We start from the raw sequence: 20,863 nt of genomic DNA on the forward strand, positions 1-20,863 counted from the left end.
CTATATTTTTAAGAAAAGGTTTTGGTTATTTAGGAATAACCCCAATAGTAAAATAGTCTTGTGTTTTTGAAAAGAGTTTTTTGAATATTTAGAAATAATAAATTAAAGTGGGGAAATTTTCATGCACAAAATAATGCATAAGTACAAAAGGTATTTTGGTCTTTTTGCAACGATACTATTGCTCTTATCAACAATTAGTCCACAAATGGCTAAAGCAGCCACTTCAACTACTTTAGCAAAATGGGATTTTAGTAATGGGCAAGTAACAACACCATCAGCTGGAATACCTGACAATATGAATAGGAATATAACGACAACTGGTTCTAAAGTTACTGGTTATAATGCCGGTCCTTCTGGGAATACAGTTATTAACGCAAATACATGGTCAAATAATAGTTCATATTGGGAAGTTTCGTTATCAACAAAGAACTATGAAAATATAACTCTTTCATCTAAACAATATAGTTCTTCAACGGGGCCAAAAGATTTCAAACTTCAATATAGTTTGGATGAAAATTCATGGGTTGATGTACCGGATGGTTCTGTTTCTACGGGAAGTGCAACATGGTCAAGTGGAGGACAGTTAAATAATGTGGCTTTGCCAAGTCAGGTAAATGACAAGAACTTAGTTTATTTAAGATGGATTGTCAATTCACCATTAGCTGCAAAAAATGACGGTACTAATTTTAGTACTACAACTGGTACAAGTCGTATTGCAGATATTGTTATTAATGGTGAGACAAACGGATCTCCAGCTTTAGAAAAAACCGCTACACCTGACGCAACAAAAATCAATTATTCTACAAATTCAACAGTAACTGGAAATGCTGGAGCAGTCGCAAGTAATTCCATTGTAAAGGTTTATAATGATAATAATACACTAGCTGGTACGACTACGGCTTCAGCGGATGGTGCATTTACCGCTACAGTTACCAATTCACAATCGGTTGTATATGTTACTGCACAAGAAAATGGAAAAGCTGAGAGTGATAAAGTTTCAGTAAATTTCTCAGGTTCTGTCGTTCAGAAAACAGCCGCTCCAATAGCTACAAAAATTACTTTTAATTCGTATACAAATATTTCAGGTACTGCAGGAGCAGTTGCTGATAATGCAATCGTAAATGTCTATTTTGATGACAATACAATAGTAGCAACTACAACAGCTGCAGCAGATGGTTCATTTAACGTATCGTTTGCAAATCCCGGGTCGAAACTAGTAGTTAATCTAGTTGCTCAAGAAGCAGAAAAGAATCCTAGTGATCGAACTGCTATTAACTATACTGGTCCAACTGAAAACCCAAAAGTAATTTCACCAGGTGACGTAGTATTTAGCCAAATCTATGTAAATGGTGGTAATGGGGGAGCATTCTATAAAACAAAGTTTTTTGAACTTTACAATAATACAGATAAAGATATTAATTTAACAGGCTGGTCTATTGCTTATACTTCAGCATCCACAATGAACTTTGGAGCAGGGCAAGCTTTATCAGGCATTATTAAAGCGCATAGCTACTTCCTAGTAGCAGGTAGTACAGGAACGACAGGACAAGCACTTCCTGTGATTCCAGATAGTACGACTACTTTAAACCCAAGTGGTTCAACTGGTGGCGCATTAGTACTTGCAAAGAAAACGACAGCTGTTACAGGAGTAGATGACTCAGACGCAATTGATCTACTAGCGTATACGAATGGTACAGCAGTTTATAAAAACCCTTTATATTGGGGAAGTCCAATTTCAGACTCTACAATTGGTGGAGGTACAATTCAACGTAAAACAAATATCGGCACAGACCCACGTTCCGCATATGGAATTGGAAATGGCTGGTTTACAAAAGATCCTTCAAAAGATTTCGTCCTGAATAAACCATCAAGTGCGAACTATTCTGATGAAATGGTTGTACATAACTCAAAATTTATGCTTTCTCCAGATGGATCTAAAATAACTTATACAAAATCTAATGGTACATCTACTGTTACAGGGCAAGTTGCATCAGTACCTGCTTCATCTACTGTAAAAGCCTATTTTGAGAATGAAGGTAAATTAACAAAAGGGCAACAAGTAATTGCAGAAGCTGATGGTTCTTTTACATTAAGCTTTACGGATTCTAGTGATCAGACATCTATCTACTTAACAGAAACTGATTCCACGCAACCTACTCCAAAGGAAAGTTACTATGCGAGAGTAGATGTAGCTGGTAAGGATAAATCAGTTACTTCAATTAATGAATTAAGAAAAAATGATGAAATAGGATTTCCAATCAATAATGGTTACTCCACTACAATTGAAGGAGTAGCAACAACGGATAATCAGCCTAATGGTGATGTAAGTACAAATTTCTTTATTCAAGATTCAACAGGTGCAATCAATGTTATTAATCATATGAATCCTTCTACTACGATTCAAGCAGGAAATAAATATAGTATTGATGGACGCGTAGTATTTACTGCGGGGATGACTCAGTTTATTCCAACGGCAATTCGCTTCATTGGAAATGATCATTTACCGGCAACTACAAATATTACGATCGGTGAGCTAAATGAGGCAACTGAAGGTAAACTAGTATCATTTACTGGAAAAGTAACAAATGTTCCTACAGAAGGTCCAAATTATGATATTACAGTAAGTGACGAATCAGGTGAAAAGTTAGCAATCGTCCGTATTCAAGGATCTTTAGGTAATATTGAACAAGGTCAGACATACACCTTTACAGGTATTGTTAACCAATATAAAAAAGCTGCACCTTTTACGAGTGGATATCTACTTTTACCAAGAAACGCAAGTGATGTAAAAGGTCAATTAGTTTTAAATCATACTCCAATTACTAAAGCTTATACAGGAATGGATGCTGCTTTTAATGCCATTGCAAAGAATGCAGATTCAGTTACGCTTTATTATAAAGGAGAAAGTGACACTACTTATCATTCAGTGATTATGGACACTGCAGACCATATTAATTACAATGGGAAAATTTTAGAAGCAGATGTTCCAAAAGTAAAATTCTACTATTATATCGAAGCAGAAAATGCAGAAGGCAAACAAGCTGTAGGTAGTTCTTCAAACCCATTAGCTGTGGAAGTAGTAGATGATCAAGATGGTCCTAGATTCTTTAACGAGTTACCTGCAAATGGTGATAAAACTGATTCAAGACATCCTGAAATAGTCGTGAAAATGGATGATCCAAGTGGAATCAATCTATCATCAGCAGCTATTTCAATCGATGGTCAAGAAGAAACTTCGATCGCAACAATTAATGAAACTGAAATTAAGGTAAATCTTACAACTGCTAATGAATTAACTGAAGGTGAGCATACCATAACGGTTTCTGCAAAGGATAAATTAAATAATCCTTCTAGCTTTACATGGAAATTCACAGTTACAGAAAGATTTACTGGTGGAAATCATTACCGTGGAACCACACATAACCATACGAATATTTCACATGATGCGGCAGGTAGCCCTGAAGAAGCATTAAAAGCTGCTGAAAAGTATCATTATGATTTCTTTGCCTTCTCGGATCACTCTCACGATATCGATGCAGATCTTGTAAATAAAGATACTGTTGATCATAAAGGTTTTAAAGAGAGAACAGGTGGTTCTGATTGGCAGTTAACGAAGGATTTAGCAAAACAGTATACGAAAGATGGTCAATTCGTTGTTTTCCCTGCATTTGAAATGACATCAACTACATGGGGTCACTCAAATGTATTCGGAACTGAAAATTTCATTGATCGCGTAGTAGATGGTGGCGCTTATCAAAATTTACAAAAGTATTATGGTTGGGTATTAACATATGACAATATCGTTGCACAATTCAATCATCCAAAAATGTCTGCAAATGCATTTGATAACTTCATCCCTTATAACAAAAATTTAGACAGGCTATTCACAATGCTTGAGGTAGGGAATGGATCAGGAAAATATTCTTATGCGAACGCAGAAGATAAATACTATAGTGCTCTTGATATCGGCTGGCATGTTGCACCAACTTATGGTGAAGATAACCATGATGGAACTTGGGGTCAAACGAAGAAGCGTACTGTAATCGTAGCAAAAGATTTAAGTCAAGATGCTCTACTTGATGCAATGAAAAACAAACGCGTTTATATGACAGAGGATCCTAATTTTTCATTAGATGTATCTGCAAGTGGCTTTTATATGGGGTCAACAGTAGATACCGATACGTTAGATTTTAATATATCAGGTAAAGACCCTGTTTTAGAGCAAGCTAGCGATCCAGATTATAGCTATATAAAAACTGCTTCTAACGATGCAATCGCAAAAGTAGAATTAATTACAAATCACGGAACAGTAATTGACAAGTATGTTCCAACAGATGATTCAACTTCATTTAATTGGAAGCCTAGCTTTACAGTTGTAGGCGGGCAACAATGGTTTGTTGTAAAAGTTACACAAAAAGATGGGGATCAAATTTACTCAGCACCAATTTGGTCACAACAGAAAGACTTAGCGGTAAAGGTCAGTGATGTTACGACAAAAGATGGAGCGATTATTGGTGGACTTTCAGCTAATTTAACAGCGGGAATAAGTAACCAAGGAACTTTGGATGTTAAACAAGTAACTGCTCATTTCTATTATGATAGTATTGATGCAAATCATTTTATTGCAGATGCTTCAATCGATTCGCTTCCATCTAACTCATCAGCAAGTGCTAGTGTTACATGGACGGATCCAGTTCCAGGTACACATAATATCATTGTTGTTTTATCAGCAGCTGATGGACATGATCTCGGAAATAATAAATACGAGCAATCATTTACAATTAAAGCTCCATTAAACAAAGTGGTTATGATTGATGGTTCTCACAACAATGAGAATTCAAAACAAGACACCGGCACATATAAAGATAACTTTAAATTATTTACAACCTTAATGAAGCAACAAGGTTATACTGTTGCAGAAAATTCTTCACCACTTACAGAACAAGTATTAAAGAACGTTAGTGTATTAGTCGTTACACACCCGGCTACAGCATATTCAGTTAGTGAAATTTCAGAGATTAATAATTTCGTGAAAAATGGCGGTTCTTTATTACTGACAGAAAAGAGTAACTTTGGTGCTTCAAATCAAAACATAAATAGTATTTTATCTGGTGTAGGTTCAAGCATTTTAGTGAACAATGATGGCATCTTTGATGAAACACATGACGGTAACTTCTGGGGAACACCACTGACGGCTAATTATGCGGTTAGATTACACCCAACACCGAATCAAAAAACAACATTAACAGATTTCGTTCCAACGATCGAGTATTATAGTGGATCAAGTCTTGCTAAAAATGATGGTTCAGGGAATAAAGTTCCATTAACTGACAGCGATACTGTCACAGTTCTAGTCCAAGGAAATGAATCGACATTCCAAGATACAACTACTGTCAAATCGGATACGGTAAAATATAATGTTCAGACTTCAAATGGAAAAAATGGTCCTGCATTAGATCAAGTTACTGGTGGATCTAGCATTCCGGTCATTGCTTCTGAACAAGTTGGAAATGGTAGAGTATTCGTTTCAGGTATGAATATCTTTAATGATAAACAAATGGATCAAACATATAATCCAAAAGGAAATGACCCGTTTGCAGTAAACGTTGTAAACTGGTTGTCTCATCTTGATTCAGAAGTAAAGTCGATTGGTGATGCTCGTAAGCTTACAGAAGGAACGAACGCTGTTGTTGAAGGAACTGTAACAGCTACTTCATTCTTTGATGCTGCTTACATCCAGGATGATACTGGTGGAATTATGGCCTTTAATGATGTGCCAGCAGGAAGTTTACAAGTTGGCGATAAAGTACGCATATATGGTCATATAAAAATATTTGAAAATAACTTCGAATTAGAGTTTGGTAGTTTTACAGAAAGTGTTGTAAAACTAGGTAAAGGAACGCCAATCGAAGCGAAGGTTGTTAGTACAAAGGATTCAAATAATGAAGAGAATCAAGGTCAATTAATTAAAGTAACTGGTAAAGTTGTTTCTAAGTATGACGATAACTCTTATATAATTGATGACGGTTCAGGACCAACATTAGTATTCACAGATGGATATGTTGTGAACCAAAGCGGACCTGTACCAAGCCTGAATATTGGGGATACATTAGAAGCAACAGGTCTAGCAGGTAAATTCTCAGAAGGAAATCGTATACGAGTAAGGGATACGAAAGAATTAGTTGGAACTCACACTGCAGCTCCAAAAGCTCCTGTAGTGAATGCTATTTCTGATCAAGATGAGAAAATTACAGGTACAACTGAAGCAGGTGTAAAAGTAATTGCAAAAGTAAATGACAATGAAATTGCTAATGCAATAGCGGATAATACTGGAATCTTTGAAATGAAAATTACAAAACAAGCAGCTGGTACGAAAATTGTAGTAACAGCACTTAACTCAGCAAATAATGAAAGTGACGGAGTAGAAGTAATTGTAAGTGATAAGACTGCGCCAAACGCGCCTGTTGTAAATGAAGTACAAGATAATAGTACTTATGTAACAGGAAAAGCAGAGGCTGGATCAACAATCACAGTTTCAAAGGGCATAGTTATTCTAGGTCAAGCCGTAACAAATGAAGACGGTAACTTTAGTGTTTTATTATCTACAAAACAAAGTGCAGGAACAAAATTATCAGTTGTTTCAACAGACAACGCAGGTAATAATAGTTCACTAACTGAAGTTATTGTAGTAGATAAAACTACACCGATTGCCCCTGTTGTAAATGAAGTACAAGATAATAGTACTTATGTAACAGGAAAAGCAGAGGCTGGATCAACAATTACAGTTTCAAAGGGCATAGTAATTCTAGGTAAAGCAGTAACAAATCAAGATGGTAACTTTAGTGTTTTATTATCTTCAGTACAAAGTGCTGGAACAAAATTATCAGTTTTTTCAACAGACAACGCAGGTAATAATAGTTCATTAACTGAAGTTATTGTAGTAGATAAAACTGCTCCTATCAAACCAGTTGTTAATGAAGTGGGTGATTCTGACACACATGTGACTGGGACGGCCGAAGCAGGATCGATAATTAACGTTTCTGTAGGAAATAAAACTCTTGGTTCAGGAAAGACAAATAGTAATGGAAGTTTTGATATCTTAATTGCAAAACAAGTAGCTGGAACAGTATTAACGATTTTATCGACTGATTCAGGAGGAAATAGTAGTGCAAAAGTTGAAGTAACTGTAATAGACAAAACACCTCCAGCAGCACCAACTGTTAATACGGTAACGAATAAAACAGAAGTTATCACAGGAACAGCTGAACCAGGGTCTAATGTGGTTGTTAAGAGTGGTTCTACTAATTTAGGGGAAGTAACTACTAGTAGTAGTGGTAAATTTACTGTTACAATTAATTATCACTTAAAGACTGGAATGACATTAACAATTACAGCTACGGATATGAGTGAAAATGTGAGTCCTATGACTACTATAAATGTTGTCAAATTCAATAAACCAGCTTAAAAAGAGTATTTTAATCTACACTTTTAATAGGGAAAGTTAAATTTTAGTAAAAAAGATAATATTCATCGGTAAAAAGTACTGGATAATGGATTGGGGCTGTCTCATAAGTCAGGAAAACTGACAAAGGGGCGGCCCCTTTTTAATTGCAAAAGTAACTGATATTAAATAAGTAAGATCGCCTTGGGTTAGTGGGAGGCTTCTCAGCTGCGATTTTCAATTGTGGTTGATATGATGATAAAAACGAGGGTTTCGGTTTCCCTAAAAAGTCAGACTTTTAAGACGCTCTCAATTGAACTTGCATTATATAAAGTTAGAAGATGATCTACCAGGGTACACAAGACAAGCTCGCCGAATTTTGTTATGACAAGAAATTGTAACATATTCCACAAAACACCAAGTTGTTGATAGTATTTCCAAAACTTATATGATAATATGAAACTATAAATCACGCAAGCGTGATTAATACATGATAAGGAGTGTTAATGGCATATGGCAATTTCTTTACAAAAAGGTCAAAAAGTCGACCTTACAAAAGGAAGAGCGGGACTTTCCTCTTTAATTGTAGGTTTAGGTTGGGATCCAGTGAAAAAAAGCGGTGGTTTCTTCGGATTTGGTAAACAAGAAAACATTGACTGTGACGCTTCTGTTTTAATGTTAGATGAAAATGACAAGTTAAGAAGTGCAAGTGATGTAATCTATTTTGGAAACAAAAAAAGCTTATGCGGTAGCGTAGTACATTCTGGAGATAATTTAACTGGTGATGGCAACGGTGACGATGAGCAAGTATTTGTTAATTTAAATAAGGTTCCATCTTATGTACATAAACTTGTATTTGTTGTGAATATCTATGCTTGTGTACAACGTAAGCAAGATTTCGGTATGATTAAAAACGCATTTATTCGTGTAGTAGACAAGTCAGCAAACTCTGAGTTAGTAAACTACAATATTACTGATAATTATTCAGGATTAACTGCGTTATACCCTGGTGAGATTTATCGCCATAATGGGGAGTGGAAGTTCTCTGCAGTCGGAGAGGGAACAAAAGATATAGCATTAGATAAAATTGTTCAACGTTTTCAATAAATAATTAACATAATGGAAAAGGAGTGTATTTAAAATGACAGTAAACTTATTAAAAGGACAAAAGGTAGATTTAACGAAAACAAATCCTGGTTTAACGAACATTGTTGTTGGATTAGGTTGGGACACTAACAAATACAGTGGCGGAAACGACTTTGACTTAGACTCATCAGTATTTTTATTAAATGGGGCTAGTAAATGTGCTTCTGAAAAAGATTTCGTATTTTATAACAATACAGTAGGTGGAAATGGATCAGTTGAACACCACGGCGATAACAGAACTGGCGCTGGTGATGGTGACGATGAGCAAGTTACAGTTAATCTAGCAAACGTTCCTGCTTCAGTAGAAAAGATTGCATTTGCTATTACGATTCATGAAGCTGATGCACGTAACCAAAATTTCGGACAAGTAAGCAACTCTTATGTTCGTATTTTAAATGAAACGAATGGCGAAGAATTAGTGCGTTATGATCTAGGTGAAGATTTCTCAATTGAAACTTCAGTAGTAGTTGGTGAGCTATATCGTCATAATGGCGAATGGAAATTCAATGCAATTGGTAGTGGATACCAAGGCGGTTTAATTTCATTAGTTAAAGATTACGGTTTAGACGCTTAAGTTTATCTAGCAAAAAAAGTATGTTGATAGTCAAAAGGGGAAAGTGTGTATATTTCCCCTTTATTATCGTTTAGTACATCTTTAGAAATGCCGTGACAATATGATAAGAAGGAACAAGTTTCTAAAGATGTCCTAGATTGTAATTTAAGTTTAAAATGTTTTCCTAATGTAATGTTGCATTATTTGGAAGTTCGGGGTGGGATTTTGAATAAACAAAGTAATACGATAAATTTAAATGATCCAAGTTTACTTAGCTCGCGTCAAGCGTGTCAAGAGTGGGGGATCAATGACTCAACATTACGGAAACGAATAAATGATTTTCCAGACGGTACGATACGTAAATTTGGTTCCTCTTGGGTAGTAACTCGTGAAGGTATGTTAGCAGTTTTCGGACAACCAAAAATGAAATAATGACATCGGAAAGGAGTATCTATATGCCTGTAATCAACCCAAAAGCCATGGATATTAATCAACATGAGTGGTTGAGTATCTTGAAACAACCTTCTAATTTAAGACAATCTTATCAAGTAGAAGGTGAAACCATACAGTTTAATCAAATTGCATGGCGGATTTTAGGAACAAACATTGATGAAGATGAGTATTTTGAAAACTTATATGAACTAGTACATGACGAGTCTTTAAATGCCATTCTATTAAGCGAAGATTTAAACAAGACAATTTCGAATGATATGTTACAAGCAGTTCAAAGAATAGTAACAATAAACACTACTGAAAATGGATTGTCAGTGAACAGACTAATTGCATTCCTTGAAGGTGAGCGATTAATTCCGAAGCACGAAAATCAGAACATCCACAGACATATTCGAGAGCAAATTAAATCTGTATTATCTACTTTTAAAGATTCACATATAAATGGATTCCTCGATAGTAATTTTAGAAGGATTATAGTTGATCTCGTGAAATGGTTACATAACCATGTAAATAAATGGATTGAGCGTTTTCCTAATAGTTCTCCACTTATCTTATGGTATGGCGACACAACGTTAAGTGAATGTTATTTCCTTTACTTATTAATTCTTTTAGGTTTTGATGTTGCTATATTTCATCCTGAAGGAAAAGATTCATTATCTCATTTATTAGGTACAAACAGCGACGGAATTAAAATACTACCTTCAACGACATCTTTAGTACCTTTTCCACTAGAAAAACCAGTAAGGAAGAGTACAGTTGCCCATAGAGCAACAAAGGAAATTGAGAAATTATTGCATACTGATGATTCATTATTATATAAACCATGGCAATTTAGAAATTATGCTCCAAGATCAATTACGTTAAAAACAACCTTAGATGAGCTATTCATTTTATATAAAGAAAGAGCAATGTTACGTCCTAATTTTCAAGTAAAAGACAATAGTGTTGAAATACCGGTATTCTTTATGAAGATTTTAGGTGTGACGAAAAACCACCGTGAATATTGGGAAAAGATTGGTCAACTAACTGAAAGCAATTTAGCACTTAAAATAGATAAATTTCCATTTACCCAATTAGTTAAAGGAAACCAACAATATCATTATCAAAATGCTTTAGGGCGTGACGGGCTACTTGACCCTCATAAGATGGTGGCTAGTAACTGGTGGAGATATAAAGAACTTCCAATCGGATTACAGTTTGGTCTAGCTTCTGCTATATCTAGATATGTTGACCGAGCAAATATTAAGTCGCTTCCAAATGAAACAAAGGCTCAGACACAACTATTTTTATTTAGCCAATCTATGAATATACCAAATGAAATATTAAGATTACTACAACAGTTTGATTATACACAACAAGTTCCAAAATTAATTATTTATAATACAGAAAGAGATGGTGAACTAAATAGAAACGACGCAGCACTACTTCTATTATTAAATGAGTTTGGAGTGGATCTAGTTTTACTTAATCCGACGGGTCAAAATGATATCGAATTATTCGTAGATGAGAAATTATTCGATTCTCATTGGCTAGATGAGGTTACTTTTGATACTGAATTTCAAGTGTTGCGTGCATCAGGACAGTCACTAATTAAAAATCTATTTAGAAAAATAGTTAAATAAAAGGGGAACTTAAAATGTCTATAAATACACTTACTAATTTAGAAAAACAAGATGGAATTTTACAAGCGAATGCAAATGATATGAAATTGGAATTAAGAAATGAACCTGAAGTACACCGTTTAGCAAGTTCAATAGACCATAAAAATCAAATAGCTTTATTGGAGTATGGGAAAGAACCAGCAACTGAAATTTCAACCTTCTCAAGTAAAATATTAAATACAATTAAGGCTTCAAGTATGGAAGAATCTAGCGTTCTATTAAAACAATTAGGGAAAATTATGGACCGCTTTGATGCGAAAGATTTTGCTGAAGAAAAAGGGTTTCTTTCAAAAATTTTTAATCGTGGTCAAAAGTTAATTGATAAATTATTTGATAAATATCAATCAATGGGTACTGAAATTGATAAAGTCTATGTAGAAATTACAAAGTATGAACACGAAATGAAAACATCTACAAATACATTAGAACAACTTTACGAGCAAAACGTAGCATATTATATGGATTTAGAAAAATATATTGTAGCTGCAGAAATGAAAGCAGAAGAGTTAAAAACACAGCTTCCTGCTTTAACTGAAAGAGCTGGATCAGGTAATCAACTTGCTATGATGGAGTTAGATTCCTTAAAAAATGCGATCGAGTTACTTGAACAACGTACTTACGATTTAGAAATGGCAAAACAAGTTGCTTATCAATCAGCTCCGCAAATTCGTTTATTGCAACGTGGTAACACTAAACTGATTGGTAAAATTAACTCAGCATTTGTAACAACAATTCCAATTTTTAAAACTGCATTAATTAATGCAATAGCAGCTAAGAGACAAAATTTAGTAGCTCAATCAATGAATGAATTAGATAAGAGAACAAACGAATTATTATTACGTAATGCTAATACAATTTCACAGCAAAGTGTGGATATTGCTAGATTATCAGGATCTCCTAGCATTAAGATCGAGACGATGGAAGAAACTTGGAATATCATTATGAAGGGTATGCAAGAAACGAAAGCGATTGAAGAAGAAAATAAAATTCAACGTGAACAAGGTAAATTACGTTTAGAGCAGTTGCAAGAAAACTTCATTAAACTTAAGCAAGGAAAGTAATGATATAAAGAGTTATTCGATAGTTTATTAAAGTCAGTGGCCAATAAGCTACTGACTTTTGTTTGTATTGCGTTTTTACTGAACGGTTCTTAACTATTTACGTAATACTGAATTAAATAATGTTTCTTTTATTAATAATCGGGGAGGCTTTTTAGCAAATTTTAATTCTTTTATTTTTAAAAAATGTTATTATAATATAATGAGATGAAATGAAAAGTTAATGCTAAAGTACATAGCGTTGTAAAGAAATGGAAGATTAGAATAGTGGCACTTAATTAAATGATTAAAGTCGATAAGTAAATAATTCTGAAAGTTCTGTAACAATGACGGAAATTTATTGACAATAAAAGTCGCTTTAGTATAATTAATGATTGAAAATGATTATCAACTTCAATGTTAATTAAGGAGAGAACGAAATGATTAGCAATATCAAAATGCCCAAATTACTTGGGATTGTCATGTCTTTATTTTTATTGATTGGTCTAGTTGGCTGTTCGTCGGATTCAAGTAAAAAGTCTGATAAAAAGTCTTCAAATGAATCCGCTGTCACAGTTGATACTAAATTCGGAAAAGTGGAGATCAAAGGGCATCCGAAACGTGTTGTTGCGCTAGGTTGGGGAGATGCAGAGACGGCACTAAGTCTTGGAGTTGAACCAATTGGTGCAAGTGACTGGCTTGCTTTTGGTGGTGACGGTGTAGGACCTTGGTTAAAAGGTGCATATAAAAAATCACCAACTATTCTTGGAACAATGGAACTTGATTATGAGAAAATTGCTTCTCTTAAACCAGATTTAATTCTTGATGTAAAATCTTCAGGAGATGAAGAACGATACAAACGCCTTTCAGAGATCGCTCCAACGGTTGGAGTTCCTAAGGGTGGAGATAATTATTTAACGACTACTACAGACCAAGTGCGAATGATTGCACAAGCCCTTGGTAAAGTTGATAAAGGTGAAGAACTACTTAAGGATGTAGATGTGGCATTTGATAAAGCGGCTAAGGCAAATCCTGAATTTGCAGGTAAAACGGTTGCTGTTGGTGCTTACGATTCTTCAGGTTTTGGTGCATACGTAAAAGGCGATTCTCGTGTTGATTTTGTAACGCGACTTGGATTCAAAAACAAGGAAGAGATTGAAAAATTAGCTAAAGGTAATTTCTTTATTAAAGTAGCTGACGAAAAGTTAGATCTATTAAATGCTGATCTTACGATTGTTTTACCTATTTTTGTTGATCCAAAAGAGATAACAAATAATAAACTTTATCAGAAGATTCCTTCTGTAGCTGATGGAAGATCAATTATTCTTGATACAAATTCATCAAACGCATTCTCAACAGGAACGGTTCCTGCATTATTATGGGCAATTGATAATTTACCACAACAGTTTAAAAAAGCATTAGAAGGCGGGGAGTAAAACAGTGACAACGATGAAGCAACCAAAAAACAAAACGACTCAAGTAGTTGGGAATAATACAAAGACAATTACTTCAATGCGGTTGCAACGATTTTTGGGCTTCATCGTAGCACTATTACTTTTGGTAGCCGTAGTGTTCTTGAGTTTAATGATCGGTGCTAAATCCATACCTTTTGGTGTAGTATGGGATGCGTTGTTTTCACCAAACAATAGCTATGACCACACGATCATTCATAACACTAGGATACCACGAACACTTATTGCACTGATCGTTGGTCCTGCATTTGGACTAGCTGGAGCATTAATCCAAGTACTGACTAGGAATCCACTAGCGGACCCTGGTATTCTTGGAGTAAATGCTGGAGCGGCTTTCGCAGTTGCGATAGGGGTTGGTGTATTTTCTGTTACATCGATGTCTGCTTATATGTGGTTTGCACTTGTCGGTGCATTAATTGCGACAATTGCTGTGTATGTTATAAGTGGAGGAGCTGGTAAAAAGGCTCCTACACCTGTACAAATTACACTTGCTGGGGTAGCACTTGGTGCCACTTTGAGTGGGATTACTACATCATTGACATTAATAAATAGCAAGGCATTTGCACGAATGTTGAATTGGAGTGTTGGGACATTAGCTAGGAGAAGTCTTGATGACCTTTGGCTTGTTCTACCTATTTTAATCGTTGGTGCATTATTAGCTTTTGTCATTACTCCTGCATTAAACGCGATTGCTTTCGGAGATGATCGCGCATCCTCTTTAGGAGTAAATGTTGGTGTGACTCGTGCAATAGGTTTAATTGCTATCACACTATTAGCTGGCGGGGCAACTGCGATAGCCGGACCGATTGGTTTTATAGGTTTAATGGTGCCACATTGTGTACGATGGTTTGTCGGCCCAGATCAATTCTGGATTTTTCTATATTCAATAGTAGCAGCACCTATCATACTCATCCTTTCAGATATTATTGGTAGAGTTGTATTGTTACCTTCAGAAGTTCCAGTCGGAATCATCACCGGATTAGTTGGTGCACCGATTCTACTGATTCTTGTTCGTAGACGTAAAGCGAGTGGATTATAAAAAGAAAATGATTTGTGGCATAGGTTTAAATGTAAGAAGGAGTGAATATTATGCGCCCCATTAATTATGGCAGGCACTATCTACAACTGAAATGGCCTGTAAAGGCACGAATTGATGTGAGGAGCATGATTGTTACGGCAATCCTTCTTATAGCCACGATTGCAATTGCAATGTTTGCATTAATGGTAGGCACACTGAAATTGAGTGTTCACGAAGTTTTTTCTGCTTTAATTGGCCAAGCGACAGGGATGACGAGAACTGTTGTAGTCGAATGGCGTTTACCTCGTGTGTTGGCTGCGATTGTTTTTGGAGCAGGTTTAGCAATAAGTGGCATGATTTTTCAATCAATAACTCGGAATCCATTAGGGTCTCCTGATATCATTGGTTTTACCTCAGGCTCTTATACTGGAGCGCTTATTGTACTTCTTGTCTCTAAGTCGACTTCCTACATTAGTGTAGCTGGTGGGGCTTTAATTGGCGGATTCACAACGGCTCTCCTTATTTATTTGCTTGCTTTTCGAAAAGGAACGCAAAACTTTCGCCTAATTATCGTCGGAATAGCAGTTTCGGCGATCTTAGGAAGTATCAATTCGATGCTCCTGATTAAAAGTGATGCAGAGGTAGCGTTAACTGCAGCGGCTTGGGGAGTTGGATCATTAAATGGGATTGATTGGAAACAAGTAGTCCCTCCAGCAATTGCTGTTCTTCTTTTAATTATTTGTGCTGGAATCATGAACAGACCATTGCGTGAAATGGAGTTTGGCATGGATGCTGCAAAATCCCATGGTGTTCGAATCGAACAATCCCAGCTATTACTGATTCTTATTGCAGTTGCATTGACAGCTGCTCCAACAGCGGTAATGGGGCCAGTTAGTTTTGTAGCGCTTGTTGCACCGCAAATTGCTAAACGTATCACCAAATCAGAGGAGAGTATTTTACCAGCAGCGATGATGGGAGCGTTTCTTTTACTAGGGGCGGATGTTCTCGCGCAAAGAGTAATTCCAGGAACAATTTTCCCAGTAGGTGTGGTAACTTTATCATTAGGTGGAATATACTTAGTTTGGCTATTATTTCGTCAAGCACGATCAGCAGTTTAAACGAAATAATAATGTACAAGGTTTAGTAGGACCTTTCTCGCGAGGGGGTTTCATGTATTACGATATTCTGATTGAAAGAAGTTGAAAATGAATTATGAAGTTAACAGCGGCAGAAATTCAAAGCCAAAAGAATATACAAACAGAGTCTAGGCTTTGGACAGAAAACATTACAATCAAATACGATAATCGGGTAATATCCAGAAACCTTTCAGTACAGATTCCAGACGGATCATTTACAGTAATTGTTGGTCCTAATGGATGTGGGAAATCAACCTTACTCCGTACACTTTCAAATTTGTTAAAGCCATCGGAAGGTCAAATTTTACTAGATGGAGAAGCTATTACATCTTATAAGTCAAAGGAAGTAGCTCGTAAACTAGGTCTGTTACCACAATCTTCAACTGCTCCAGACGGTATTACGGTTGCGAATTTGATCGCACATGGTCGATATCCTTATCAGAGTCTTATAAGACAATGGACTGATGAAGACGAAGCAGCAGTAATGTCTGCGATGGAGCTTACAAATACGAGTGATTTGTCACATCGATACGTAGACGAGTTATCCGGCGGACAAAGACAAAGAGTTTGGGTCGCGATGGTACTTGCCCAACAAACACCAATGCTCCTTCTTGATGAACCAACGACTTACCTTGATATTGCTCATCAAATTGAGTTGTTAGAGTTATTTAAAGATCTTAATCAACAAGGGAATACATTAGTTGCTGTTTTACATGATTTGAATCATGCTGCGAGATACGCAGATAATATTATCGCTATGAAGGATGGCCAAGTTATTGCACAAGGAGATCCTCGGGAGATTATCACTGCAAAACTAGTCGAAGAAGTCTTCGGTTTAAAGTGCATAATAATAGATGATCCAATTGCCAATACACCACTAGTCATTCCATTAGGTAAGGATAGTTAACTTGTGATTTTAGTTTAATATCACTAATAAAAAAATAAGTGAAAATAAAAACTTTACACTTATTTTTTTGTTAGTGATTTTTTGTTTAGTTAATTTTTCTAACTAGCTTACTCATACTTAAAAATCAATTTACAGTCATTAGCTCATCTATTTTTACATCATGTTTTTTATTAAGAAATTTTAATTTGAACAAATTGTATTTGTTTGAAATAATCATAGTGGGATCAAAAAGTATTTAATACAATTATTCTAGTAAATGACAAAGCGGAGAATTCATATGAATAAAGAAATGGAAGTAGTCGATCATCTTGAGGAACTGCGTAAAAGAATTATCATTACAGCAGTTACTTTTATTGTTCTATTTATAATTGGGCTCGTTTATGTAGAACCAATTTATAAATTCTTAACAAGGGATTTAACATATAAACTAGTCGTTCTTAGTCCTGGGGATATATTATGGGTATATTTTTCGATATCTGCAGTTTTTGCGGCCGTTTTTACGATCCCAGTTGCAACTTGGCAAACTTGGTTATTTGTTAAACCGGGTTTACATCCTTCTGAACAAAAAGGGATAGGATTTTATATACCAGCATTATTTTTTCTGTTTGTTTTTGGATTAGTTATTGGTTATTATTTTGTTTTTCCTAATATCCTTAGATTCCTAACTATAATGGGACAAGGTATGCTTGAACAAAACTACACAGTTGAAAAGTATTTCTCTTTTCTTTTTAATCTAGTCGTTCCGTTTGCTGCTTTTTTTGATATGCCAGTCGTAATTATGTTCTTAACAAAGATCGGCATTGTGAAGCCTAGTTACTTACAGAAAGTGAGAAAATATGCATATTTTATCTTAGTAATCATAGCGTGTTGTATTTCACCACCAGACTTTATTTCACACATTTCAGTCTCGATTCCATTAATTTTATTATATGAGCTAAGTATATTAACATCTAAATCGGTATATAGAAAAAAAGAGGTAAATGAGTAAAAGCTCATTTACCTTTTTTGTTTTAAAGCATTTGTATAAGGTTTATTAAAAAGTCTATACTCTCATAATCTTTTTATTAATAAAAATTTAAACTTTGAACAAGTTGAATAATCATAAATTCTTCATAGGTTATAAAAAACTAGGCAAACACACCTTTTGATGGAAAATGTTGCAGTAAGGAGCATAAACTATGCATTATTCAATTTGGATCACTGTTTTATTTCTTGCCTTTTCATCTAGTATAGATAATTTTGGAGTAGGAATAACGTATGGAATTCGAGGTATAAAGGTTGGTATATTAGCAAATTTGATTATTTCAATCATCGCCTTTGTTTTCAGTGAAATAGGCATTGTTTCAGGGCAATACATTTCAAAAGTATTCCCAGGAACACTGTCCAATGTAATCGGTGCATTTTTTTTATTAGTAATTGGACTTAGAATTGTACTACTTACGATTCCTAAAAAAGAGAAAGTTACTTTAATAAATAATCATGATGAAAAATCAGTTTCTAATATCGTTACAAATTATTTAAGTTCGCCAGAAAAAGCCGATGTCGATAGGTCAGGAGATATAAGTAGTTTTGAAGCAGTAATACTTGGAACAGCTGTTTCAATGAATGCACTTACGAATGGCTTAGGTGTTGGATTAATTGGACTTTCACCATTTGCGATATCTATAGCTGCCAGTATTTTTAGTTTTTTGGCTATTTGGTTAGGAGTCCTTTTAGGAAAAAAAGTCGCCAATGTGAAAATTGGTGGTTGGTCACTTGGACAATTTAGTTCCATTATTAGTGGAATTATATTGGTGCTGATTGCGATACACAATCTCGTTTAATAATAGATAAAAGAAAAGAGCTGATGACAATAACTTCGACATCAGCTCTTTTCTTTTTTAGATACTATGCGATTGTAGATTGGGAGACATCTTCTTGTTCATTTTTTACATCCTTCTTTGAAAAAGAAAGATATCCAACTAGAATAATGATGATAATCGACAATACTAGAGTGACCGGCCCACCGCCGAATCCAAGACCACCGTGCTTTTGAGATACAGAGCTCCAATCAGAAAATGATGCTCCAACCGGTCTAGTCATAATGTAAGCAAACCAAAATGAGAAAATTTCATTTAGCTTGAAGAATTTTCTTCCAATAACGGGTATTGCTAATAAAGCTGCGAACAGTAGACCTGATGAAAAATAACCTAAATGCATTGTTGATGCAGTCATGTCACCAGCAGCAGTTCCTAAAGCGAAAGTCCCCATAACAACCGACCAATATAAAATCTCGCGTCGTCGTGTATATATACTGTGTATGGAAAGAGTCTTTTCCATCTTATACCAAATCATAAAAATAATTGCTAACAAGACTGCAAAAAACACCGTTGATGACACGTAAGGAACCCCGAGACCAACGTGTACAACGTCCGCGGCAACTGTACCAAAAACACTAATCATTACAACAGCTAACCAATAAATACTAGGTACATATTTACGTACTTTAAATTGTAGAATTAAGGACAGAATTAGGACGATTCCTGCTACTGCCACTCCTATCACTGGCGTTAACGTTTTTACGATATAATCGGAAAACACTTCACCCATACCAGTCGTTAATAATTTAGTTATCCAAAAAAATATTGTTACCTCTGGAACTTTTTTTAACATATTTTCTATTGGTGGATTTATTGTATTATTTATATGCTTTTGTTTCATCATTTCCATTTCATAATCCTCCTTACTGGATTTAAATATAATGTAAACAAGTTTTATGAAAGTAAAATGAAAATGGTATGTAATTTAGTAAAATCCATAATTTAGAAATTATAGTTGTTTATCCAATCGTATTCTATTAGAATCAACTAAAAGAAAATGGGTGATAAAATGATTAAGTATCCAGTGTTAAAAAGTGGTGCAACGATAGGGGTGACCGCACCATCATCAGGCTTAAAAGAGCAGTTCCACGAATTGATGAAGCAGTCCATTAAACGCATGGAAAGAGACGGATATAAAGTGGAATGTGGAGATGTTGTTTGGACGCAGGACAAAGCAAAATCAGCTAATGCTAACAAACGTGCAAATGAATTAAATTTAATGATGAATAATGAGAAAATAGATTTAATTTTTCCGCCGTGGGGTGGCGAGCTTGCAATCGAAATTCTTGATAAATTGGCATTCGAAAGCTATAAAGAAAAATGGATTTTAGGATATTCTGATACGAGTATTATTTTATTAGCATTTACTTTAATAACAGGGGTTGCTACTGCTCACGGAACGAATTTAATCGATTTAAGAGGAGAATATTCTGATAAAACAACTGCTATGTGGCAGAAGGTGTTATCAACTAAATCCGGTGGCTCCATCACTCAAACTTCATCCGAATTGTTCCAAGTAAAATGGCAGCATGAAAATCCAACACCATATGTATTTCATTTGTCCAAAAAAACAAAGTGGAAAACTACATCGAATAAAGATGAGAAAATCAAAGGAAGATTGCTAGGTGGATGTATTGATGTGATTAGACATCTTGTCGGAACTCCTTATGGAGATGTACGTTCATTTAGAAGTAAATACATTGAAGAGGATCCAATCATTTGGTATTTCGAGAATTGCGAATTAAATACAACAGATTTAAGAAGATCCTTAGTACAAATGAAACTTGCAGGATGGTTTGAAAATTGCTCTGGGATATTATTTGGACGTAGTGCGGCAAATCAAACAGTAGATAACTATTCAATTGAAGATGTATATAATGAGTTAAATGAAGAATTAGCAATCCCAATAATTTACGATATCGATTGCGGGCATGTGCCGCCTCAAATTACATTAATTAATGGTGCATTTGCAGAAGTAGACGTAAATGGTGGAAAAGGTGTAATTGTTCAGTCTTTTATTTAAAAATACAAAAAAGCGTTTTTTTATAGATGAACGCTTATTTTATATTAAAATTTAAAAAAGAAAACTTTGGATTTTTTACTGGTGATACAGGCACTCATTTATTAGAAATTAATGATAGAGGTAGATTTATCCGTTTTCTAAATGATACGAATCATAT

Annotated in this window: 14 protein-coding genes; 13 read left to right on the forward strand and 1 reads right to left on the reverse strand. The window is 35.1% G+C overall.

The annotated features are described in order from the left end of the window. Positions 1 to 121 precede the first annotated feature (121 nt). The 12 genes from EP747_RS11335 to ytaF all read left to right on the forward strand — a co-directional run bounded on the left by EP747_RS11335 (position 122) and on the right by ytaF (position 18,647). Positions 122 to 7,465 carry an Ig-like domain-containing protein gene (locus EP747_RS11335; RefSeq protein WP_129689987.1) on the forward strand — a complete coding sequence of 2,448 codons (7,344 nt, stop codon included), beginning with the start codon at positions 122 to 124 and terminating at the stop codon, positions 7,463 to 7,465. 489 nt (positions 7,466 to 7,954) lie between these two features. Further along, on the forward strand, positions 7,955 to 8,548 hold the full coding sequence (locus EP747_RS11340; protein ID WP_129689989.1) for a TerD family protein: 594 nt from the start codon (positions 7,955 to 7,957) through the stop codon (positions 8,546 to 8,548). Between the two features lie 34 nt (positions 8,549 to 8,582). Then, the gene (locus EP747_RS11345; protein ID WP_129689991.1) at positions 8,583 to 9,161 is read left to right on the forward strand and encodes a TerD family protein; all 579 of its coding nucleotides are present in this window, start codon (positions 8,583 to 8,585) and stop codon (positions 9,159 to 9,161) included. Between the two features lie 204 nt (positions 9,162 to 9,365). Then, positions 9,366 to 9,572 carry a helix-turn-helix domain-containing protein gene (locus tag EP747_RS11350; RefSeq protein WP_025671239.1) on the forward strand — a complete coding sequence of 69 codons (207 nt, stop codon included), beginning with the start codon at positions 9,366 to 9,368 and terminating at the stop codon, positions 9,570 to 9,572. A gap of 23 nt (positions 9,573 to 9,595) precedes the next feature. Continuing rightward, positions 9,596 to 11,215 carry a YceG family protein gene (locus EP747_RS11355; protein ID WP_129689993.1) on the forward strand — a complete coding sequence of 540 codons (1,620 nt, stop codon included), beginning with the start codon at positions 9,596 to 9,598 and terminating at the stop codon, positions 11,213 to 11,215. An 80-nt stretch (positions 11,216 to 11,295) separates the two neighbouring features. After that, positions 11,296 to 12,315: a toxic anion resistance protein gene (locus tag EP747_RS11360; RefSeq protein WP_419179308.1), complete on the forward strand. Its 1,020-nt coding sequence runs from the start codon at positions 11,296 to 11,298 to the stop codon at positions 12,313 to 12,315. Between the two features lie 416 nt (positions 12,316 to 12,731). Beyond that, complete coding sequence (locus EP747_RS11365; protein WP_129689997.1) at positions 12,732 to 13,727, forward strand: iron-siderophore ABC transporter substrate-binding protein; 996 nt, start codon at positions 12,732 to 12,734, stop codon at positions 13,725 to 13,727. Between the two features lie 13 nt (positions 13,728 to 13,740). After that, the gene (locus tag EP747_RS11370; protein ID WP_235832856.1) at positions 13,741 to 14,802 is read left to right on the forward strand and encodes a FecCD family ABC transporter permease; all 1,062 of its coding nucleotides are present in this window, start codon (positions 13,741 to 13,743) and stop codon (positions 14,800 to 14,802) included. A gap of 50 nt (positions 14,803 to 14,852) precedes the next feature. After that, the gene (locus tag EP747_RS11375; protein ID WP_129690001.1) at positions 14,853 to 15,899 is read left to right on the forward strand and encodes a FecCD family ABC transporter permease; all 1,047 of its coding nucleotides are present in this window, start codon (positions 14,853 to 14,855) and stop codon (positions 15,897 to 15,899) included. Between the two features lie 94 nt (positions 15,900 to 15,993). Continuing rightward, positions 15,994 to 16,824, forward strand: a complete 831-nt coding sequence (locus EP747_RS11380) for an ABC transporter ATP-binding protein (protein ID WP_129690003.1) — start codon at positions 15,994 to 15,996, stop codon at positions 16,822 to 16,824. 277 nt (positions 16,825 to 17,101) lie between these two features. Continuing rightward, a complete protein-coding gene (tatC, locus tag EP747_RS11385) occupies positions 17,102 to 17,812 on the forward strand; it encodes a twin-arginine translocase subunit TatC (RefSeq protein WP_235832821.1) in 711 nt (236 codons plus the stop codon). A 190-nt stretch (positions 17,813 to 18,002) separates the two neighbouring features. Then, positions 18,003 to 18,647, forward strand: a complete 645-nt coding sequence (gene ytaF / locus EP747_RS11390; RefSeq protein WP_129690005.1) for a sporulation membrane protein YtaF — start codon at positions 18,003 to 18,005, stop codon at positions 18,645 to 18,647. A 64-nt stretch (positions 18,648 to 18,711) separates the two neighbouring features. Here the strand turns inward: ytaF and EP747_RS11395 are convergent, their stop codons facing one another. Next, positions 18,712 to 19,533, reverse strand: a complete 822-nt coding sequence (locus EP747_RS11395; protein ID WP_235832822.1) for a hypothetical protein — start codon at positions 19,531 to 19,533, stop codon at positions 18,712 to 18,714. A 159-nt stretch (positions 19,534 to 19,692) separates the two neighbouring features. Here EP747_RS11395 and EP747_RS11400 point away from each other — a divergent pair, with 159 nt between their 5' ends. Beyond that, positions 19,693 to 20,706: a S66 family peptidase gene (locus EP747_RS11400; protein WP_129690007.1), complete on the forward strand. Its 1,014-nt coding sequence runs from the start codon at positions 19,693 to 19,695 to the stop codon at positions 20,704 to 20,706. The last annotated feature ends 157 nt before the right edge of the window (positions 20,707 to 20,863 follow it).

The organism is Gottfriedia acidiceleris (genome assembly GCF_004138285.1).
Classification (GTDB): Bacteria; Bacillota; Bacilli; order Bacillales; family Bacillaceae_G; genus Gottfriedia; species Gottfriedia acidiceleris_A.